This is a genomic window from Shewanella sp. AS1, assembly GCF_021412565.1.
Lineage (GTDB): Bacteria > Pseudomonadota > Gammaproteobacteria > Enterobacterales > Shewanellaceae > Shewanella.
On sequence record NZ_JAKCLJ010000004.1, the window covers coordinates 120,154 to 135,630 of the forward strand.

At 48.1% G+C, this 15,477-nt stretch carries 12 protein-coding genes; 9 read left to right on the forward strand and 3 right to left on the reverse strand.

The features are described from left to right. The first annotated feature begins 172 nt into the window (after positions 1 to 172). The 6 genes from LZP69_RS07930 (at position 173) to deoD (ending at position 7,344) form a co-directional block, all read left to right on the forward strand. Positions 173 to 1,432: a NupC/NupG family nucleoside CNT transporter gene (locus LZP69_RS07930; RefSeq protein WP_234199710.1), complete on the forward strand. Its 1,260-nt coding sequence runs from the start codon at positions 173 to 175 to the stop codon at positions 1,430 to 1,432. 324 nt (positions 1,433 to 1,756) lie between these two features. Further along, complete coding sequence (locus LZP69_RS07935) at positions 1,757 to 2,596, forward strand: nucleoside-specific channel-forming Tsx family protein (RefSeq protein ID WP_234199712.1); 840 nt, start codon at positions 1,757 to 1,759, stop codon at positions 2,594 to 2,596. Between the two features lie 460 nt (positions 2,597 to 3,056). Beyond that, on the forward strand, positions 3,057 to 3,830 hold the full coding sequence (gene deoC, locus LZP69_RS07940; protein ID WP_234199714.1) for a deoxyribose-phosphate aldolase: 774 nt from the start codon (positions 3,057 to 3,059) through the stop codon (positions 3,828 to 3,830). 137 nt (positions 3,831 to 3,967) lie between these two features. Next, positions 3,968 to 5,299, forward strand: a complete 1,332-nt coding sequence (gene deoA / locus LZP69_RS07945) for a thymidine phosphorylase (protein ID WP_234199716.1) — start codon at positions 3,968 to 3,970, stop codon at positions 5,297 to 5,299. A 12-nt stretch (positions 5,300 to 5,311) separates the two neighbouring features. Next, complete coding sequence (locus LZP69_RS07950) at positions 5,312 to 6,529, forward strand: phosphopentomutase (protein WP_234199717.1); 1,218 nt, start codon at positions 5,312 to 5,314, stop codon at positions 6,527 to 6,529. 104 nt (positions 6,530 to 6,633) lie between these two features. Beyond that, on the forward strand, positions 6,634 to 7,344 hold the full coding sequence (gene deoD, locus LZP69_RS07955) for a purine-nucleoside phosphorylase (protein WP_234199718.1): 711 nt from the start codon (positions 6,634 to 6,636) through the stop codon (positions 7,342 to 7,344). A 74-nt stretch (positions 7,345 to 7,418) separates the two neighbouring features. Here deoD and LZP69_RS07960 read toward each other — a convergent pair whose 3' ends face one another. Next, entirely contained in the window at positions 7,419 to 8,027 is a 609-nt protein-coding gene (locus LZP69_RS07960; protein WP_234199903.1) for an AhpA/YtjB family protein, read from the reverse strand. 152 nt (positions 8,028 to 8,179) lie between these two features. Between LZP69_RS07960 and serB the strand changes: the two genes are divergently transcribed. Then, a complete protein-coding gene (serB, locus tag LZP69_RS07965; protein ID WP_234199719.1) occupies positions 8,180 to 9,169 on the forward strand; it encodes a phosphoserine phosphatase SerB in 990 nt (329 codons plus the stop codon). An 87-nt stretch (positions 9,170 to 9,256) separates the two neighbouring features. On the opposite strand, the gene LZP69_RS07970 is transcribed toward serB, so the two are convergent. Further along, the gene (locus LZP69_RS07970) at positions 9,257 to 11,659 is read right to left on the reverse strand and encodes a PilZ domain-containing protein (RefSeq protein ID WP_234199720.1); all 2,403 of its coding nucleotides are present in this window, start codon (positions 11,657 to 11,659) and stop codon (positions 9,257 to 9,259) included. 321 nt (positions 11,660 to 11,980) lie between these two features. On the opposite strand from LZP69_RS07970, the gene radA reads away from it, so the two are divergent. Beyond that, positions 11,981 to 13,354 (forward strand): DNA repair protein RadA, encoded by a 1,374-nt coding sequence (gene radA, locus LZP69_RS07975; protein ID WP_234199905.1) that lies wholly within the window; start codon positions 11,981 to 11,983, stop codon positions 13,352 to 13,354. 74 nt (positions 13,355 to 13,428) lie between these two features. On the opposite strand, the gene LZP69_RS07980 is transcribed toward radA, so the two are convergent. Beyond that, positions 13,429 to 13,809: a PilZ domain-containing protein gene (locus tag LZP69_RS07980; protein WP_326490256.1), complete on the reverse strand. Its 381-nt coding sequence runs from the start codon at positions 13,807 to 13,809 to the stop codon at positions 13,429 to 13,431. 228 nt (positions 13,810 to 14,037) lie between these two features. On the opposite strand from LZP69_RS07980, the gene LZP69_RS07985 reads away from it, so the two are divergent. Then, positions 14,038 to 15,273 (forward strand): DEAD/DEAH box helicase, encoded by a 1,236-nt coding sequence (locus LZP69_RS07985; protein WP_234199722.1) that lies wholly within the window; start codon positions 14,038 to 14,040, stop codon positions 15,271 to 15,273. Positions 15,274 to 15,477: the final 204 nt, after the last annotated feature.

Below are 15,477 nucleotides of genomic sequence, written 5' to 3' on the forward strand. Positions count from 1 at the left end.
TTTTTTTAAAACAGATGTAAATCGCATCGAGTTTTTGAGCTAAGGTATTGAAATAAAAGTTCAAAAACTTGATCGAAACAACGATTTTAACTCGAGTGTCGAGTATAATTGTCTGCGAAAAAGGTTGGTTAACAACAAAATTAAAAAGTATTAACATATAGGGTGATGGTTAATGGATATTTTAATGAGCTTGGTAGGGGTGGTCACCCTACTTGCAATCGCTTTCCTGTTATCTACTGACAGAAAAGCGATCAGTCCGCGTACTGTTTTCGGTGCGCTTGGTATTCAGGCTTTCTTTGCTGGTTTCGTACTATACGTACCTGTCGGTAAAGATATTCTAAAAACCGTTTCAGATGGTGTGTCGAGCGTAATCAGCTATGCACAGAACGGTATCAACTTTTTATTCGGCGATTTAGCCCAATTTAAAGTGGGTTTCATCTTCGCGATTAACGTACTTCCCGTTATCGTATTCTTCTCTTCTCTTATCGCTGTACTTTATTACTTAGGCGTTATGCAGTGGATCATCCGTATTATCGGTGGTGGTCTACAAAAAGCCCTGGGTACTAGCCGTACAGAGTCTATGTCTGCGACAGCTAACATCTTCGTTGGCCAAACAGAAGCACCACTTGTGGTTCGCCCATTCATTGCAACTATGACTCAATCTGAGCTGTTCGCTATCATGGTGGGTGGTCTTGCATCGATTGCTGGTTCAGTACTTGCTGGTTACGCGCAGATGGGTGTACCTATTGAATACCTAGTTGCGGCATCATTCATGGCGGCGCCAGGTGGTCTGTTAATGGCCAAGCTGATGCACCCTGAAACACAAAAAACCGTTAACGAAATGGATGAACTTCCAGAAGATCCTGATAAGCCAGCTAACGTGTTAGACGCTGCAGCTGCAGGTGCTTCATCTGGTATGCACTTAGCCCTAAACGTAGGTGCTATGCTGTTAGCCTTCGTTGGTTTGATTGCCATGTTGAACGGCATCATAGGTGGTGTAACCGGTCTATTTGGTGCTGAAGGTGTTACTCTTGAGCTGATCTTAGGTTATATCTTCATGCCTTTGGCTTTCCTTATCGGTGTACCTTGGAACGAAGCATTAGTTGCTGGTTCATTCATCGGTCAGAAGATCGTTGTTAACGAATTCGTTGCATACCTGAACTTTGCTCCATACCTGAAAGATGTAGCCGATGGCGGTATCTTGGTAGAAGCAACCAATGCAGTTATGTCAGACAGAACTAAGGCGATCATCTCATTCGCGCTATGTGGTTTCGCTAACCTGTCTTCTATCGCAATTTTGCTAGGTGGCCTAGGTGCAATGGCACCAACTCGTCGCCATGATCTTGCAAAACTGGGTATTCGTGCAGTGATTGCTGGCTCATTAGCTAACCTGATGAGTGCAACACTGGCAGGTCTATTCCTAGCTCTGTAAGTCGTTTTATTCCTGGGGGAGCCCCCCTTAACTATGGCTCTGCTATGAGGGCAGAGCCAAAGTTGACCTAACCATTTTCAGATAATTTTACAGGCAGAGTCTCGTTAACATCTGTTAGGAGAAGCTGTAACTAAAGCAAGCTAATTGGTTAAAAATGTAACGTTAAATTTAGCGTTAAATCAAAAGTTTGTTTTGTTATTAAAATATTGTGTTCGCATTTTTGCGTTAATTTAATTGTGATTTAATAATAATTACGTAAAATGCGACCGATGAAAATAAACGCCGACTCAGAATTAGAGCGGTAATTTTAAAATGGGGTTGATGATGAAAAACGTTAAAACTTTAGCTTTAGCAGCTACTGCGGTAGCAGCAATGTCAGGCACTGCAGTTGCCGCAGATCGTTCAGATCTTCATGGTAGCGATTACAAATGGATGCAGTTCAATGCAATGTACTCTGTAGGTGAGAAGCCTGATAACCCAGCAACGGGTGATCAGCATAACTACCTAGAGATGGAATTTGGTGGTCGTTCAGGTATCTTCGATCTGTACGGTTATGTTGATGTATTCAACCTAGGCAACCAAGAAACCAGCAACGGTGACAAGAACCCAGGTTCTGGTACCAGCAAACTGTTCATGAAGTTTGCACCACGTGTTTCTATCGATGCTCTGACTGGTAAAGATCTTTCTTTCGGTCCTATTCAAGAAGTTTACTTCTCTACTCTGTTTAACTGGGACGGCCTGAACGGTGAAGGCGTAAACGCTTCTTTCTGGGGTGTTGGTGCTGACGTTAACGTACCTTGGTTAGGCAAAACTGGCATGAACCTGTATGCCCACTACGACCTAAACAACAAAGAGTGGAACGGTTACCAGTTCTCTGCTAACTGGTTCAAGCCTTTCTACTTCTTCGACAACAAGAGCTTCCTTTCTTTCCAAGGTTATGTTGATTACCAGTTCGGTGGCGACGCAGATGAAACTGCATTCGTACCAACAACCTCTAACGGTGGTGCGGCCTTCTTCGGTTTATACTGGCACACTGACCGTTACGCACTGGGTTATGGTTTGAAAGGCTTCAAAGACGTATATCTGCTAGAAGATGGTGCTGGTCAATTAGCACTTGAGTCTACAGGTTGGTCTCACTACTTCACTGCAACTTACAAGTTCTAAGAAGTAAGAATCGAGTGGGTGGAGTCGCACAGAGTGTGACTCCACTTTTTCGTTATCCGTCATCAATTTTTGCCACTTTTTGATTAGTCTTTACCCAAGCATGTTCTATATTTGTAGAGCTTGTTTAGATAAAAATTAGTCGTTTTTACGCGCTAAAAGGGATTTTTCGCGGAAAGGCAGGAACACTCTTCATATCATGATCCGTTCCCCTTCCCGGTCTTCAAGGATTCAAGTCGTGACCCTGTGTCGGGATAGCCTCAAATGCATTTGAGGCATTGAATACCTGAGTTATGTAAACTTTAGTCGTACATGTTCACAAACATAGACAAGATTTACGGCAATGCCGAAGGCCAGGCCACAAGAATAATCACAAAATGCCAATGCTTAGGCGCCGCCAGATATCGTTTTAATTTTTTATTTTTACTTTAAATTTAATAAATTACGTTCCGGAGAAGCTATTATGAGCGATTTAAAAAAAGCAGCCCAAAAAGCCATTGAATTGATGGACTTGACCACGCTAAACGATGACGATACCGATCAGAAAGTGATCGAGTTGTGTCACAAGGCCAAGACTCCAGCTGGGAATACTGCCGCTATCTGTATCTATCCTCGTTTTATTCCTATTGCGCGTAAGACCCTCAACGAAATGGGTTGTGAAGAGATCAAAATCGCTACAGTAACTAACTTCCCTCACGGTAATGACGATATCGCTATTGCGGTATTAGAAACCCGTGCTGCAGTTGCCTATGGTGCCGATGAAGTGGATGTGGTTTTCCCATACCGCGCCCTGATGGAAGGCAATGAAACTGTCGGCTTCGAGTTGGTTAAAGCCTGTAAAGAAGCCTGTGGTGATGATGTATTGCTAAAAGTGATTATCGAGTCTGGCGTATTGCAAGATCCTGCGTTAATCCGCAAAGCCTCTGAACTTTCTATCGATGCCGGTGCCGACTTTATCAAGACCTCAACCGGTAAAGTTGCTGTGAACGCGACGATTGAAGCAGGCGAGATCATGATGACAGTGATCAGTGAGAAGAACCCTAAGGTGGGCTTTAAGCCAGCCGGTGGTGTGCGTGATGCCGCTGCTGCAGAAGAGTTTTTAACTTTGGCGGCACGTTTATTGGGTGATGATTGGGTGACACCAAGAACCTTCCGTTTTGGCGCCTCAAGTCTGCTGACTAACTTATTGCACACTTTAGACTTAGGTGATGCGCCTAAGGGACCTCAGGGCTACTAAGTACTCACTGCTTAGGCAGTTTTAGTGTTATTGAATCCATTCAGAGAGGCTGGCAACAACTCTGCTTTTCCTTGTTGTCAGTCTTTACAGAGTTTATCTCGGCGAGGTCATGCCGCGAAAAATTTGGGGGCTGTATTATGTTTCTAGCACAAGAGATTATCCGTAAAAAGCGAAATGGTGAGGCGTTAAGTACCCAAGAGATCCAATTTTTCGTCAAAGGGATCACTGATAATAGCGTTTCTGAAGGTCAGATTGCCGCACTGGGCATGGCAGTTTACTTCAACGATATGAACATGGATGAGCGTATCGCGCTAACCACAGCCATGCGTGATTCCGGAACAGTATTAAACTGGAAGAATTTGGGACTCGATGGTCCGATTATCGATAAGCACAGCACGGGTGGTGTAGGCGATGTGATCAGCCTGATGCTTGGTCCTATGGCGGCGGCTTGTGGCGGTTATGTGCCTATGATTTCCGGCCGTGGTTTAGGCCATACTGGCGGTACGTTAGATAAGTTCGATGCCATTCCAGGTTACCAGACTGAGCCCGACAGTGAGCTGTTTCGTAAGGTAGTCAAAGAAGCTGGCGTGGCCATTATCGGTCAAACCGGCGATCTGGTGCCTGCCGATAAACGTTTCTACTCCATTCGTGATAACACTGCCACAGTCGAGTCCATTTCGCTCATTACCGCATCTATTCTCTCTAAAAAGCTGGCTGCTGGTCTCGATGCCTTAGCGATGGATGTCAAAGTTGGCAGCGGCGCATTTATGCCGACTTATGAAGCTTCAGAAGAGCTTGCTCGCAGTATTACCGCTGTGGCTAACGGCGCAGGCACTCGCACAACAGCACTGCTTACCGACATGAATCAGGTGCTCGCATCCTGTGCGGGCAATGCGGTGGAAGTGAAAGAAGCGGTGGATTTTTTAACCGGTGCTTATCGTAATCCCCGCCTGTATGAAGTGACTATGGGGCTTTGCGCCGAGATGCTGCAACTGGGCGGCTTAGCGGCCAGTGAAACCGAGGCGCGCACTAAACTCAATCAGGTTTTAGATAACGGTAAGGCGGCGGATATTTTCGGTCGCATGATCTCAGGCTTAGGTGGTCCGGCCGATTTTATCGAAAACTATGCTAACTATCTGCCGCAAGCTGGAATCATACGTCCTGTCTATGCTGACAAAACAGGTTTTGCCACTGCCATGGATACCCGTGAGCTGGGGCTGGCCGTAGTTACCCTAGGTGGCGGTCGACGCAAGCCGGGCGATGCCTTAGATTACAGCGTGGGTCTGACCCAAGTGTGTGCCTTAGGGGATGAGATCACCAAAGATAAGCCGATTGCCATGATACATGCGCAATCAGAAAGCGCCTTCGAAGAAGCCGCTAGTGCCGTGAAAAAGGCGATTCATATTGGCGAACGTGCGCCAGAGAAAACACCAGAGATCTACCGTTACATTCGTCAGGCCGATCTCTAGGAGAAGATATAGATGAAAAGAACCGTAATTATGATGCTCGACTCTTTCGGGGTTGGCGCTGCGAAAGATGCTGCCGATTTTGGCGATATTGGTGCCGATACCTTTGGGCATATTGCTAAGGCATGCGCGGAAGGAAAGGCAAACGAAGGGCGTGAAGGCCCGCTGAAGTTGCCAAATCTGGCTAAATTAGGTCTAGCCCATGCGGGCAAAGAGAGTACGGGCAGTTTTGCTGCAGGTTTTGGCGATGATATCGAAGTGATCGGTGCCTATGGCCATGCTGATGAGCTCAGCTCGGGTAAAGATACCCCAAGTGGTCATTGGGAGATGGCGGGCGTGCCAGTGCTCTATGAGTGGGGCTATTTTAGCGATCACACTAACTCTTTTCCTCAGGAGTTGACCGATAAGATCCTGGCACGCGCCGGACTGAGTGGTTATCTGGGGAATTGTCATGCCTCGGGTACGGCGATTTTAGAGCAGCTTGGCGAGGAGCACATGCAAAGCGGCTTACCTATTTTCTATACTTCTGCCGATTCAGTTTTCCAGATTGCCTGCCATGAAGAGACCTTTGGCTTAGAAAAACTCTATGAGCTGTGCATTATCGCCCGTGAAGAACTTGAGCCTTATAACATTGGCCGAGTGATCGCGCGTCCTTTCGTGGGGACAGGCGCAAGTGATTTTGCTCGCACAGGTAATCGTCGTGATTACGCGGTTGAGCCACCCGCAAAAACGGTTCTGGATAAGCTGAAAGAGGCCGGTGGTGAGGTGGTGAGTGTCGGTAAGATTGCCGATATCTACGCCCACTGCGGTATCACTAAAAAGGTTAAGGCAAGTGGCCTCGAAGCCCTGTTTGATGCCACCCTTGAGCAGGTCAAACTGGCGGGCGATCGCACTATCGTGTTTACCAACTTCGTCGATTTTGACTCTCATTATGGCCATCGCCGCGATATCGCCGGTTATGCCAGAGCACTCGAGTATTTCGACAGTCGTTTACCCGAGATCCTCGCCATATTGGGTGAGGATGATCTTCTGTTATTAACGGCCGATCATGGCTGTGATCCTACCTGGCAGGGCACAGATCATACCCGTGAACGAGTGCCCGTTTTGGCTTATGGGGCAGGCTTAACGGCGGGATCATTGGGTCTTCGCAACAGTTTTGCCGATATCGGCCAGAGTATCGCTAAGTATTTCGAACTCGAGCCAATGGCTTATGGGGAGTCCTTTGTTGCCTAAGGGCACAGGCGCTTCAACGGGTAAAAAAGTAAGTTTCAAGTTGGCGGTACCATGATGACTGCCAATACTATACAGACTAGAGTCTAAAAATAGGGGTTAAAACAATGGCTACACCACATATTAATGCTGTAGAAGGGGCTTTTGCCGATACCGTTCTGTTTCCTGGCGATCCACTACGCGCCAAATATATTGCTGAAACATTTTTAGAAAATGTAGAGCAGGTGACAGATGTACGTAACATGCTAGGTTTCACTGGTACCTACAAGGGTGTGCGTGTTTCTGTTATGGGTTCCGGCATGGGTATCCCTTCATGTTCTATCTACGCCACCGAGTTGATTAAAGACTATGGTGTGAAGAACCTGATCCGTGTGGGTACCTGTGGTGCCATCAGCACAGATGTTAAGGTACGTGACGTACTGATCGGCATGGGTGCTTGTACCGATTCACAGGTTAACCGTTTACGTTTTAAAGGTCAGGACTTTGCGGCAATTTGTGATTATGGCTTACTCAGTGCTGTGGTTAAAGCAGCCGAAGCTAAGGGCACCAAATACCGTGTAGGTAATGTGTTCTCTGCCGATCTTTTCTATACACCGGATCCTGAAATGTTCGACGTGATGGAAAAGATGGATGTATTAGGTGTTGAGATGGAAGCCGCCGGTTTATACGGTGTTGCCAAAGAATTTGGTGCTAAAGCTCTGTGTGTGGTGACAGTATCTGATCATATCCGTACAGGTGAAAAGACCACTTCTGATGAGCGTCAAACCACCTTCAACGAGATGATTGAGATGACGCTGGACGCGGCGATCACCCTTTAATTTAGGCTTCATCTTACTCTTCATCGCGAAAAAACGGGCTGCTTGCCCGTTTTTTTATGCCTGATTAAGATGGTTCAGGCGCTGGATTCTTTACTCTTCTCTTTTGTCTGCTCTTTCGAGTCACCCTTATTAAGTGCGGCAGCAAGTTTCTTACCCAGTTGGCTTTTACTCTTACGGCGATCGAAATCGGCCCGTTTAAAGGAGAGCGCCCGTGAGATCAGCATGCCGATCAATCCGGCGATCAGCAACATGATCTGCTGCTGTTCCATATTGAGCTCATGGGCTTCTTTAATTTCATCGAAAAATAGCTCTGGTGCCAGCCTTACCTCGATATAGCCGAGGTTTTTTCCATCCTGTAAGACGGCTTCGACGTAGGGAGGATAGGGGGAGAGTAACGATTTGAGTTCATCAGAGTCGGCATCGAGATCGTCTTGAGTGACACTTTGGGCAAAGGAGAGTCTCTGTCCCTGTTCGCTGTAGATGGTGGCCGACATCACCTTGGGATCTAGCACCAAGGCGTTGGTGAGCCATTGAAGCTGCTCATCATTTTGCAGTTGCAGTGCTGGCGTTGCCCCATAAGCTGTTTGTTGCACCAGTAATCTTGCCATCTTTTGTGTTTGGGACTTTAGAAGCTGCTGCCCTTGTAGTAGGCTAGTTTCCCAAAGATGATAGAGGCCTATCATTAACGCTAAGGCAATGACGATTTGAACCAATCGGGCAAGCCTATGGGATATTTTGAGTCCTTTAAGAAAAAACACGTTATACCTGAAGCGATAAGGGTTTTATTAATCATAATCGATTATTAATAAACCCGATACCCGGAGATGTAATACTTATGGAAAGTCAGCAGCAAAATGCATTGTTTTCATGGATATATAATGAGAACTCCGCCAGTTTTAACCATGAGGGCCACAGTTTTACACGCCACCATGAGGCCGATGTTTTAGCCTCCTTTTGTCGTGTACGACTCGTCTATGCTGACTTAAAATATGAAGCCCAATTAGCACCACTTTTCCTGTCCTTGCCATCGCTGCAAAGTGTGGGACGCATTCAAAGAGAGGCTGGGCTTTTCTGTGTGGAGCTCGCTCTTAACTCTCCGTTGGACGAGGCAAGGCAATGCCAGTTACAGGCCTTTGATGGGGTTGAGCTGATCACCTTGGCTGATCATGCGCCGCGCCTGGATCGCCAAGGTTTATTGGTGATGGATATGGACTCCACTGCCATTGAGATTGAGTGTATCGATGAGCTGGCCGCCATGGCGGGTGTGGGTGAGGCGGTCGCCGAGGTGACTGAGCGAGCCATGCAGGGTGAGCTGGATTTTGAGCAGAGCCTGCGGGCTAGGGTCGCTAAACTTGCCGGTGCCGATGCTGCCATTATCGATAATCTCTGTGCTCGCCTGCCTTTGATGCCGGGATTAACTGCGATGATCCGTGAGTTGCAATCTCACCAATGGCGCCTAGTGCTGGCCTCCGGCGGATTTACTCCTTTTGTGGGGCATTTAAAACAGCTGCTCGCTTTGGATGCGGCCTATGCCAACGAGTTGGTCATCGAGGGCAATCGCTTAAGTGGCGAGGTGCGAGGCACCATTGTCGATGCACAGTTTAAAGCCGATACCGTTATTAAGTCAGCTGAGAGCTGGCAGATTGCTACAGGCCAGCGCGTGGCCATTGGCGATGGCGCCAATGATATTCCTATGGTGCAGAGTGCCGACTTTGGCATAGCCTACCATGCTAAGCCGAAATTACGCCAGGCGGCGGATGCGGTAATAGATAAATTGGATCTGCGGGTGCTGCCTTATATGCTGTTGGATTTGAGTGGCAGATGAGTCATAGGCGCACTCAATCAAAAGCTGTTAGTTCACAGGCTGCTTATCTGTAAAAGCATGGCAGCTTGTGGATCTGTTTATTATCACTCATTCCAGTTGGCTAAATTGTTCGCAGGCGAGCTCAGGAAAACGAAGCATGACTTCTGGAGTAATATCCACAAACTCACCTATCCCTATGATATGCCAAAGTAACTGTTCCAGGTTTTTGGCTTTGTGCTGCGCATGCACCCCAATGTATTCCAGTTCACGTTTGATGTAGTTGAGATCCGGTTTACTTGCAGCTCCGCGATAGATACGCAGCGCCATAAACTGACCTAGATCCTGGCTCTGGCGGATAAAATGCTGCTGGCGCTGGGCATCGCCTATCTCCTCTGGAGGCCGGCAGATGAGTCTGATCCCGCCCTGAGATTGCCTGGATATCTGCAGGTAAACCTCAAAGTATTCCAATCCCTGTTGTGGCTTGAGGCGTTTGATTGGGTCGATGAAATCCTGCTTCAGGCGGCCGTTTTCAAGTAAGGCGCTGAGATCATATTGCAGCACGTTGGCAGTGAGGGCTGCAAAAATATCGCTGACATCGTTGCCATATTTACTCACGCCCAGTAGTGCGAGTTTGGCCGATTTTGTGGTTTTTTCAGCAAAGTAAAGCACAGAAGCTAACTCGCGCATCAAGAGGTTCTTCATACCATCTGAGAGCTCTTTCAGATCGCCATTGGCCTGAGTGAGTTTTTTCAATTTGTCGCGATTAACTTCAATCAGTTTATTGAAAAAAGCGACGCCAATATGGGGCTCGTGACTTATCATGGCGGCCAGATGCAACAGGGTGCCATTTTTTTGGCTGCGAACGATGCGATAGGGAAGCTGCTCCAACTTGGTTTTGCCCGCCAGAGATTGCAGCGTGGTAAAACTCAGCAGCAGGGGCGTTCTTGGCTGCCACTGTACTGGTTCATCCAATATTATCTGCAGGCCTTTGCCCGAGATATCCTGAGTGATCCCCGAAACAGTCGGTTTGCCATCCTGGCTGATGCTGACCTGCGTCTTGAAGCTGAATCTGGGCTCGTTGCGCCGTTCACCAAATTGCAATGAGATAAATTTAATTTGGTTTTCGCTGACCTTATGCTGGCCAAACTGTTTTAACAGGTTGGCTTTATAGCCTTTATTGTCCCACTGCCGGTATTGCGCCAGCATAGCCTCATTGGTGAGATCCATCAGCTGGAGCACATGGGTGAAATGTTTCAGCTGGGTCTCGGTCAGTGCCGAATAATAACTGCTGTCACCGGGTAGAATACTGGCCTTATAGGAGGTCTGATGATCTATCTCATGGCTGCTTAGCTTGAGAATTCGCCAGTTGGATTTATTGGCGCCGAAGCTGATAAACAGGCCGAGTAGATCGGACTCTATGAGTTCGGCCAAACTTGCCGAGTAGAAATAAATTTCCCCCTGGGCATGGAAGGTGAAACAAAACAGCAGTTGATGGGTAATGTCATTGGGCGCTTCGATAAGGCGTTTCAGGCGCGAGCTTGTTAGCAGTCCAGGCAGCTGACAAATCCCTTTCTCGTCATTAAATCGCTGTAACAGGGCCTGATTGTTAAGGCTGGTGAGTCCGTGAGTGACTTTATAATCGCGCTCAATTTGCTCAACATAAAGGGGCAGGTGTGGCAGGTGTGGCAGATAATGCCGCTCAAGACCCAGCCCAGTTGCAGCGACTAAAATATCATTAATATCCACCTTATAGCGAAACTTATAGCCTTGGATAAGGTTGGCTATCATTTCTGATAGGCCTTCACTTCCCCCGAGACGTTTCAGGCGCATCCAGCTGTATTCGTGATTGGTTTCGACATCGACTACCTGATAGTCGACCCCTTTTTGCAGGTCGTCGTAATAATACTCTTTACTCAAGTCCAGCAGTTTAACCCGCAGCGGCTGGCCGATATTCAATCCATGGTTAAGTGGCAGGCGAATGCGAGCGCCGCTAACAGAGAGATCCACTGTAATGCCGCCGATCTCATTACTACCTGGCTGGGATACCTGAATACGTATGGCATAGTTCATTCGCTCTTCGCTACGGTTAAAGTAGCTGCCAAGGACTGCACCAGAAGCGATAAATGGTTGCGGCTCAGGCTCGCTGTGCTCATCCTGGCGCCGCTCTTTTTTACGCCTTTGCTTATGGGTGCTCAACACATGCTCATACACCCCTAAGGTGTAGTGGTTTTGATATATGCCTAAGGCCTCGATAAAGCTGTTTTTAGCCGGGGTGTCCATAAAGTGGGATTGTTGCCCATGCTCTATGGGTTCGCAGGGGAGCTCGGATTTGTCCCTTAAATCGATCACCCTAGTGCAGGGCGTGGCGAGGCGATTGAGTTCCATCTTAATTAAGAAACGAGTCGAGTTGGACTCCTGAGCGGTAAGGTGGTCAAACAGCTCCTGGAAGTCCTGTTCCATTAACAGAGGTTTAAGTTGCTCAATCAAAGCATTGTGTTGCTCTACACTCATTCTATTTATCTTATCGAGAGACGACTATCTGGCAGTGTTAATCTGTTGTCGGCAAACAGCGGCTAAACTTGAACATTTTACCGATGTCACTGAGAAATAACGGATAGGCGGAAACCATTTTGTGGGGTTAGTGTACGGTTAATATGGCGTTAATGCACCGGTGAATCCTAGACAGAGATCTAATTTATTCATCTACTGAGCTTTTGTTAGCCAGTTTCATCCAGTTTGCCTGCACCTATATACCTGAAGGTTAGTCAAACCTCTTTGTTCGAGATAGACTAGGACCTATCGATGGCAGAGTGATACTTGATTAAAATTCCTATGGCGAAAAATAAAACAGCATACGTATGTAATGAATGTGGGCAGGACTTTCCTCGCTGGCAGGGCCAATGTAGCGCCTGCCATGAATGGAACAGCATCACAGAGGTGAGGCTTGGGGCGGTTAAACCCGCATCGGCCTCAATTGCAGGCTATGCTGGCGCTGTGGGGGGCGGTTCAAAAAAGCTCAATGAGGTTGAGGAGTTCGAGGCGAAAAAGTTGCTGACAGGAATTGGGGAGCTTGACAGGGTGCTCTGTGGTGGATTAACCACAGGGTCGGTCAATATCATTTCCGGTGATCCCGGTGCGGGCAAAACCACGATTTTATCGGATCTGGTCTCGCGTATGTCGCAGCTGATGCCCTCCCTTTACTGTACCGCCGAGGAGTCTCTCTCCCAGTTTAAGAACCGGGTTAATCGATTAAAGCTGGATTATAACGAAGAAAACCTCTATCTGATGGCCGAAACCAATGTCGAGGCGATTATCGCGGAGTTGGAAGCTAAGCAGATAAAGTTTGCGGTAATTGACTCCATTCAGGCTGTGGTCACGGACTTGGCCAATGGCAGTCCTGGCTCTCCTTCTCAGGTGAAAAGTAGCGCACAGGCATTGACTCAATATTGTAAGCAGAACAATGTCACCATGTTTTTGGTGGCCCATGTGAATAAAAATAATGAGACGGCCGGCCCACAAACCCTGATCCATATCGTCGACTGTTTGACTCACATAGAGTGCAATGATGGTCAGGTCCGTACACTGAGAGCAAACAAGAACCGTTTCGGCGATGTGGACACAGTTGGGATTTTCAGAATGACAGAGCGGGGCATGATCAGTGTCGATAATCCCAGTGAGATTTTTCTCTCCGGCTCCACCACAGATTCACCCGGCGCGGCCATCACTTGCATTCGTAAAGGTAATCGCAATCTGTTGCTGGAGATCCAGTGTTTAACCACAGAGACGGAAGGGGAGTTCCCACAGCGAGTCTGTGTTGGTTTGAATATGAACCGGATCAAGATGTTAACTGGTATCTTGCGTAAACATACCCGCACCAAAATTTTCCACGATACCTATTTTAACCTGGTTGGCGGCTTGAAAATCGATGAGTCAGAGACCTGTATCGACCTTGCCTTAGTGGCGGCGTTGCTCAGCAGTTTGAATGATTTTGTGGTGCCGCGCACCACTTGCATCATGGGAGAGCTGAGTCTCAATGGCGACGTGCGCCCCATCGACAGTGGCGTGCCGCGGGTGAGAGAGGCGGTGCAGCATGGGTTTACCGAAGTCTATATTCCCCATCGAAATTACCATAAATCGATGGAAGGGTTAGGGGCGAAAATCTACCCCATCAAAACGATTCATGAGTTGCTGGAGCTGATAAGCTAGGCTCACTAAAACAAAGCTCAGTAAAAGAAAGCGCAGAATAAAAGGCAGAAAAACCAGAATGAAACGGAGTCAGACTAAGCCGCAGGCTCCTTATCATGTATCTCGATAAAGGCATTTAGTTCGTTATCCCATTTTGAGGTATCACCCATATTCAGCTCTATAATGCGCCGCAGGTGGCTGATGCTGTCGATATCGATATGCTCACAGGCCAGTCCTAGGAGTGTGTTTCGCTCATGAACGACCTTAACTTGCATAGTGATGTTAATCTCGCTGTCATTTAAGGAGAAATCCAGGGTCAGCGGCTGCGATGTCACAATCATACCTTCTGGCTTGCTAACAAGGGCCCCGTTAAGGCTTAAATCATAGATCTGGGTTGGCCAAATCGTTTCTTGCTGCGTAAGCGTGGCGCTGGCCTCGAATAAGAACCGAAAAAATTGTCGTCTTTCCTGCATCATGATTCCTTGATCGAGTATGGATATGCCTTGTTTACAGCATATGTCATATCGGGCATTTATGTATAAATGCTTGCGATAAATTTATTACTTTTTAGTATCTTGTGTGATAGTTATCACCCCCGTGCGATTGAGACTATTTGAGTGCTATTGAGTCATTTGGGTAAAGTTACACAAGGTGTCCCCGATTCGGGTAAACTTGCTCCATTCGATTCATTTGGCAGAACAGCAATGCAATTTACACAGTTAGGCTTGAGCCAACCTCTATTAGCGGGTTTAGCACAACTCGGTTTTGAGCATGCAACACCCATTCAGGCGAGCGCAATCCCAGTGATTTTAGCTGGCGAGGATCTCCTAGCATCGGCGCAAACCGGCACAGGAAAAACAGCCGCTTTTGCCCTGCCGCTGCTGCAGCGCTTAATAGAGACAAGCGGCGAGCAGGCGAGCTTGACTAGCCCTATTAGGGCGGTCAGAGCCCTGATTCTGGTGCCGACACGGGAGCTGGCTCTGCAGGTGCACGGCAGCCTGCAAGCCTTGGCTCGGTTTACCAGCCTCAGATCGGGCCTCGTTTATGGCGGCGTCAGTATTGCGGCGCAGCAAGCCGAGCTGGCACTGGGAATGGACCTGCTGGTGGCCACCCCTGGGCGGCTGCTGGATCACCTAAAGCGCGGCTCTGTGAAGCTGGATAAGGTGGCCTACCTGGTGTTCGATGAGGCCGACCGTATGCTGGATATGGGGTTTAAGGATGAGATCCGCGCCGTGCTCTCTCATCTGCCTAGGGCGCGTCAGACACTGCTATTTTCGGCCACCCTGGATGACAAGGTGCAGGGTTTCAGTCGCGATCTGCTTAAGTCACCTAAACGTATCGAGGTCGACAGCAGTAATAGCGCTGCTAAGGATGTTGAGCAGCGTGTCTATGCGGTCGATAGTGACAGAAAGTTTGCCCTGTTATCTCACCTTATCAGACAGGGGAGCTGGCAGCGGGTTCTGGTCTTTAGCCGCAAGAAAGTGGCGGTAGATAAGCTGGTGGCGAACTTGTGTCAGGCGGGCATAGCGTCCCATGCCTTTCATGGCGATCTGACCCAGGGGGCGCGGGAAAAAGTGCTGCAGGACTTTAAGCAGGGCGAGCTCCAGGTGCTAGTGGCCACAGATGTCGCTGCCCGAGGGCTAGATATCCTATCTTTGGATTATGTGGTCAATTTTGAGCTGCCCTATGTGGCTCAGGATTATGTACACCGCATAGGCCGCACGGGCCGGGCCGGTAACAAAGGTGTCGCCATTACCCTGTTTAGCAGCGAAGATACCATGCTGCTCGAAGAAGTTGAAGTGCTGCTGGATAAGCGTTTGCCTCAGCAGTGGTTACCGGGTTTTGAACCGGATCTGACCAAGGCCGATCTTTTCGCCGGGCGTAATCGTAAATCGGCACAAAAGCGCCGTGCCAAAAAGCGCAGTTTGAGAAAATCTTAAGCCGTGGCGGGACAAAGTGTGCGATTAATTTCATTTCAATCATCACTTTGTTAAACCGCTCTAGTTTCTCAACTGGGCTTTAGGGTAGAATTCGCGCCCAACCAAGGCTGTGATAATAGTAAGTGTGTGTTTACTATATGGATTGACGGGAAATCGGCAATCTGCAGGTCACGTTAGGTACAAAATAAGTACCAGGTGGATCTC

Bases quoted from the DNA above. Each gene is read 5' to 3' on its own strand.
- LZP69_RS07930 (WP_234199710.1), top strand. From the start codon at position 173: ATGGATATTTTAATGAGCTTGGTAGGGGTGGTCACCCTACTTGCAATC.
- LZP69_RS07935 (WP_234199712.1), top strand. From the start codon at position 1,757: ATGAAAAACGTTAAAACTTTAGCTTTAGCAGCTACTGCGGTAGCAGCA.
- deoC (WP_234199714.1), top strand. From the start codon at position 3,057: ATGAGCGATTTAAAAAAAGCAGCCCAAAAAGCCATTGAATTGATGGAC.
- deoA (WP_234199716.1), top strand. From the start codon at position 3,968: ATGTTTCTAGCACAAGAGATTATCCGTAAAAAGCGAAATGGTGAGGCG.
- LZP69_RS07950 (WP_234199717.1), top strand. From the start codon at position 5,312: ATGAAAAGAACCGTAATTATGATGCTCGACTCTTTCGGGGTTGGCGCT.
- deoD (WP_234199718.1), top strand. From the start codon at position 6,634: ATGGCTACACCACATATTAATGCTGTAGAAGGGGCTTTTGCCGATACC.
- LZP69_RS07960 (WP_234199903.1), bottom strand. From the start codon at position 8,027: ATGATAGGCCTCTATCATCTTTGGGAAACTAGCCTACTACAAGGGCAG.
- serB (WP_234199719.1), top strand. From the start codon at position 8,180: ATGGAAAGTCAGCAGCAAAATGCATTGTTTTCATGGATATATAATGAG.
- LZP69_RS07970 (WP_234199720.1), bottom strand. From the start codon at position 11,659: ATGAGTGTAGAGCAACACAATGCTTTGATTGAGCAACTTAAACCTCTG.
- radA (WP_234199905.1), top strand. From the start codon at position 11,981: ATGGCGAAAAATAAAACAGCATACGTATGTAATGAATGTGGGCAGGAC.
- LZP69_RS07980 (WP_326490256.1), bottom strand. From the start codon at position 13,809: ATGATGCAGGAAAGACGACAATTTTTTCGGTTCTTATTCGAGGCCAGC.
- LZP69_RS07985 (WP_234199722.1), top strand. From the start codon at position 14,038: ATGCAATTTACACAGTTAGGCTTGAGCCAACCTCTATTAGCGGGTTTA.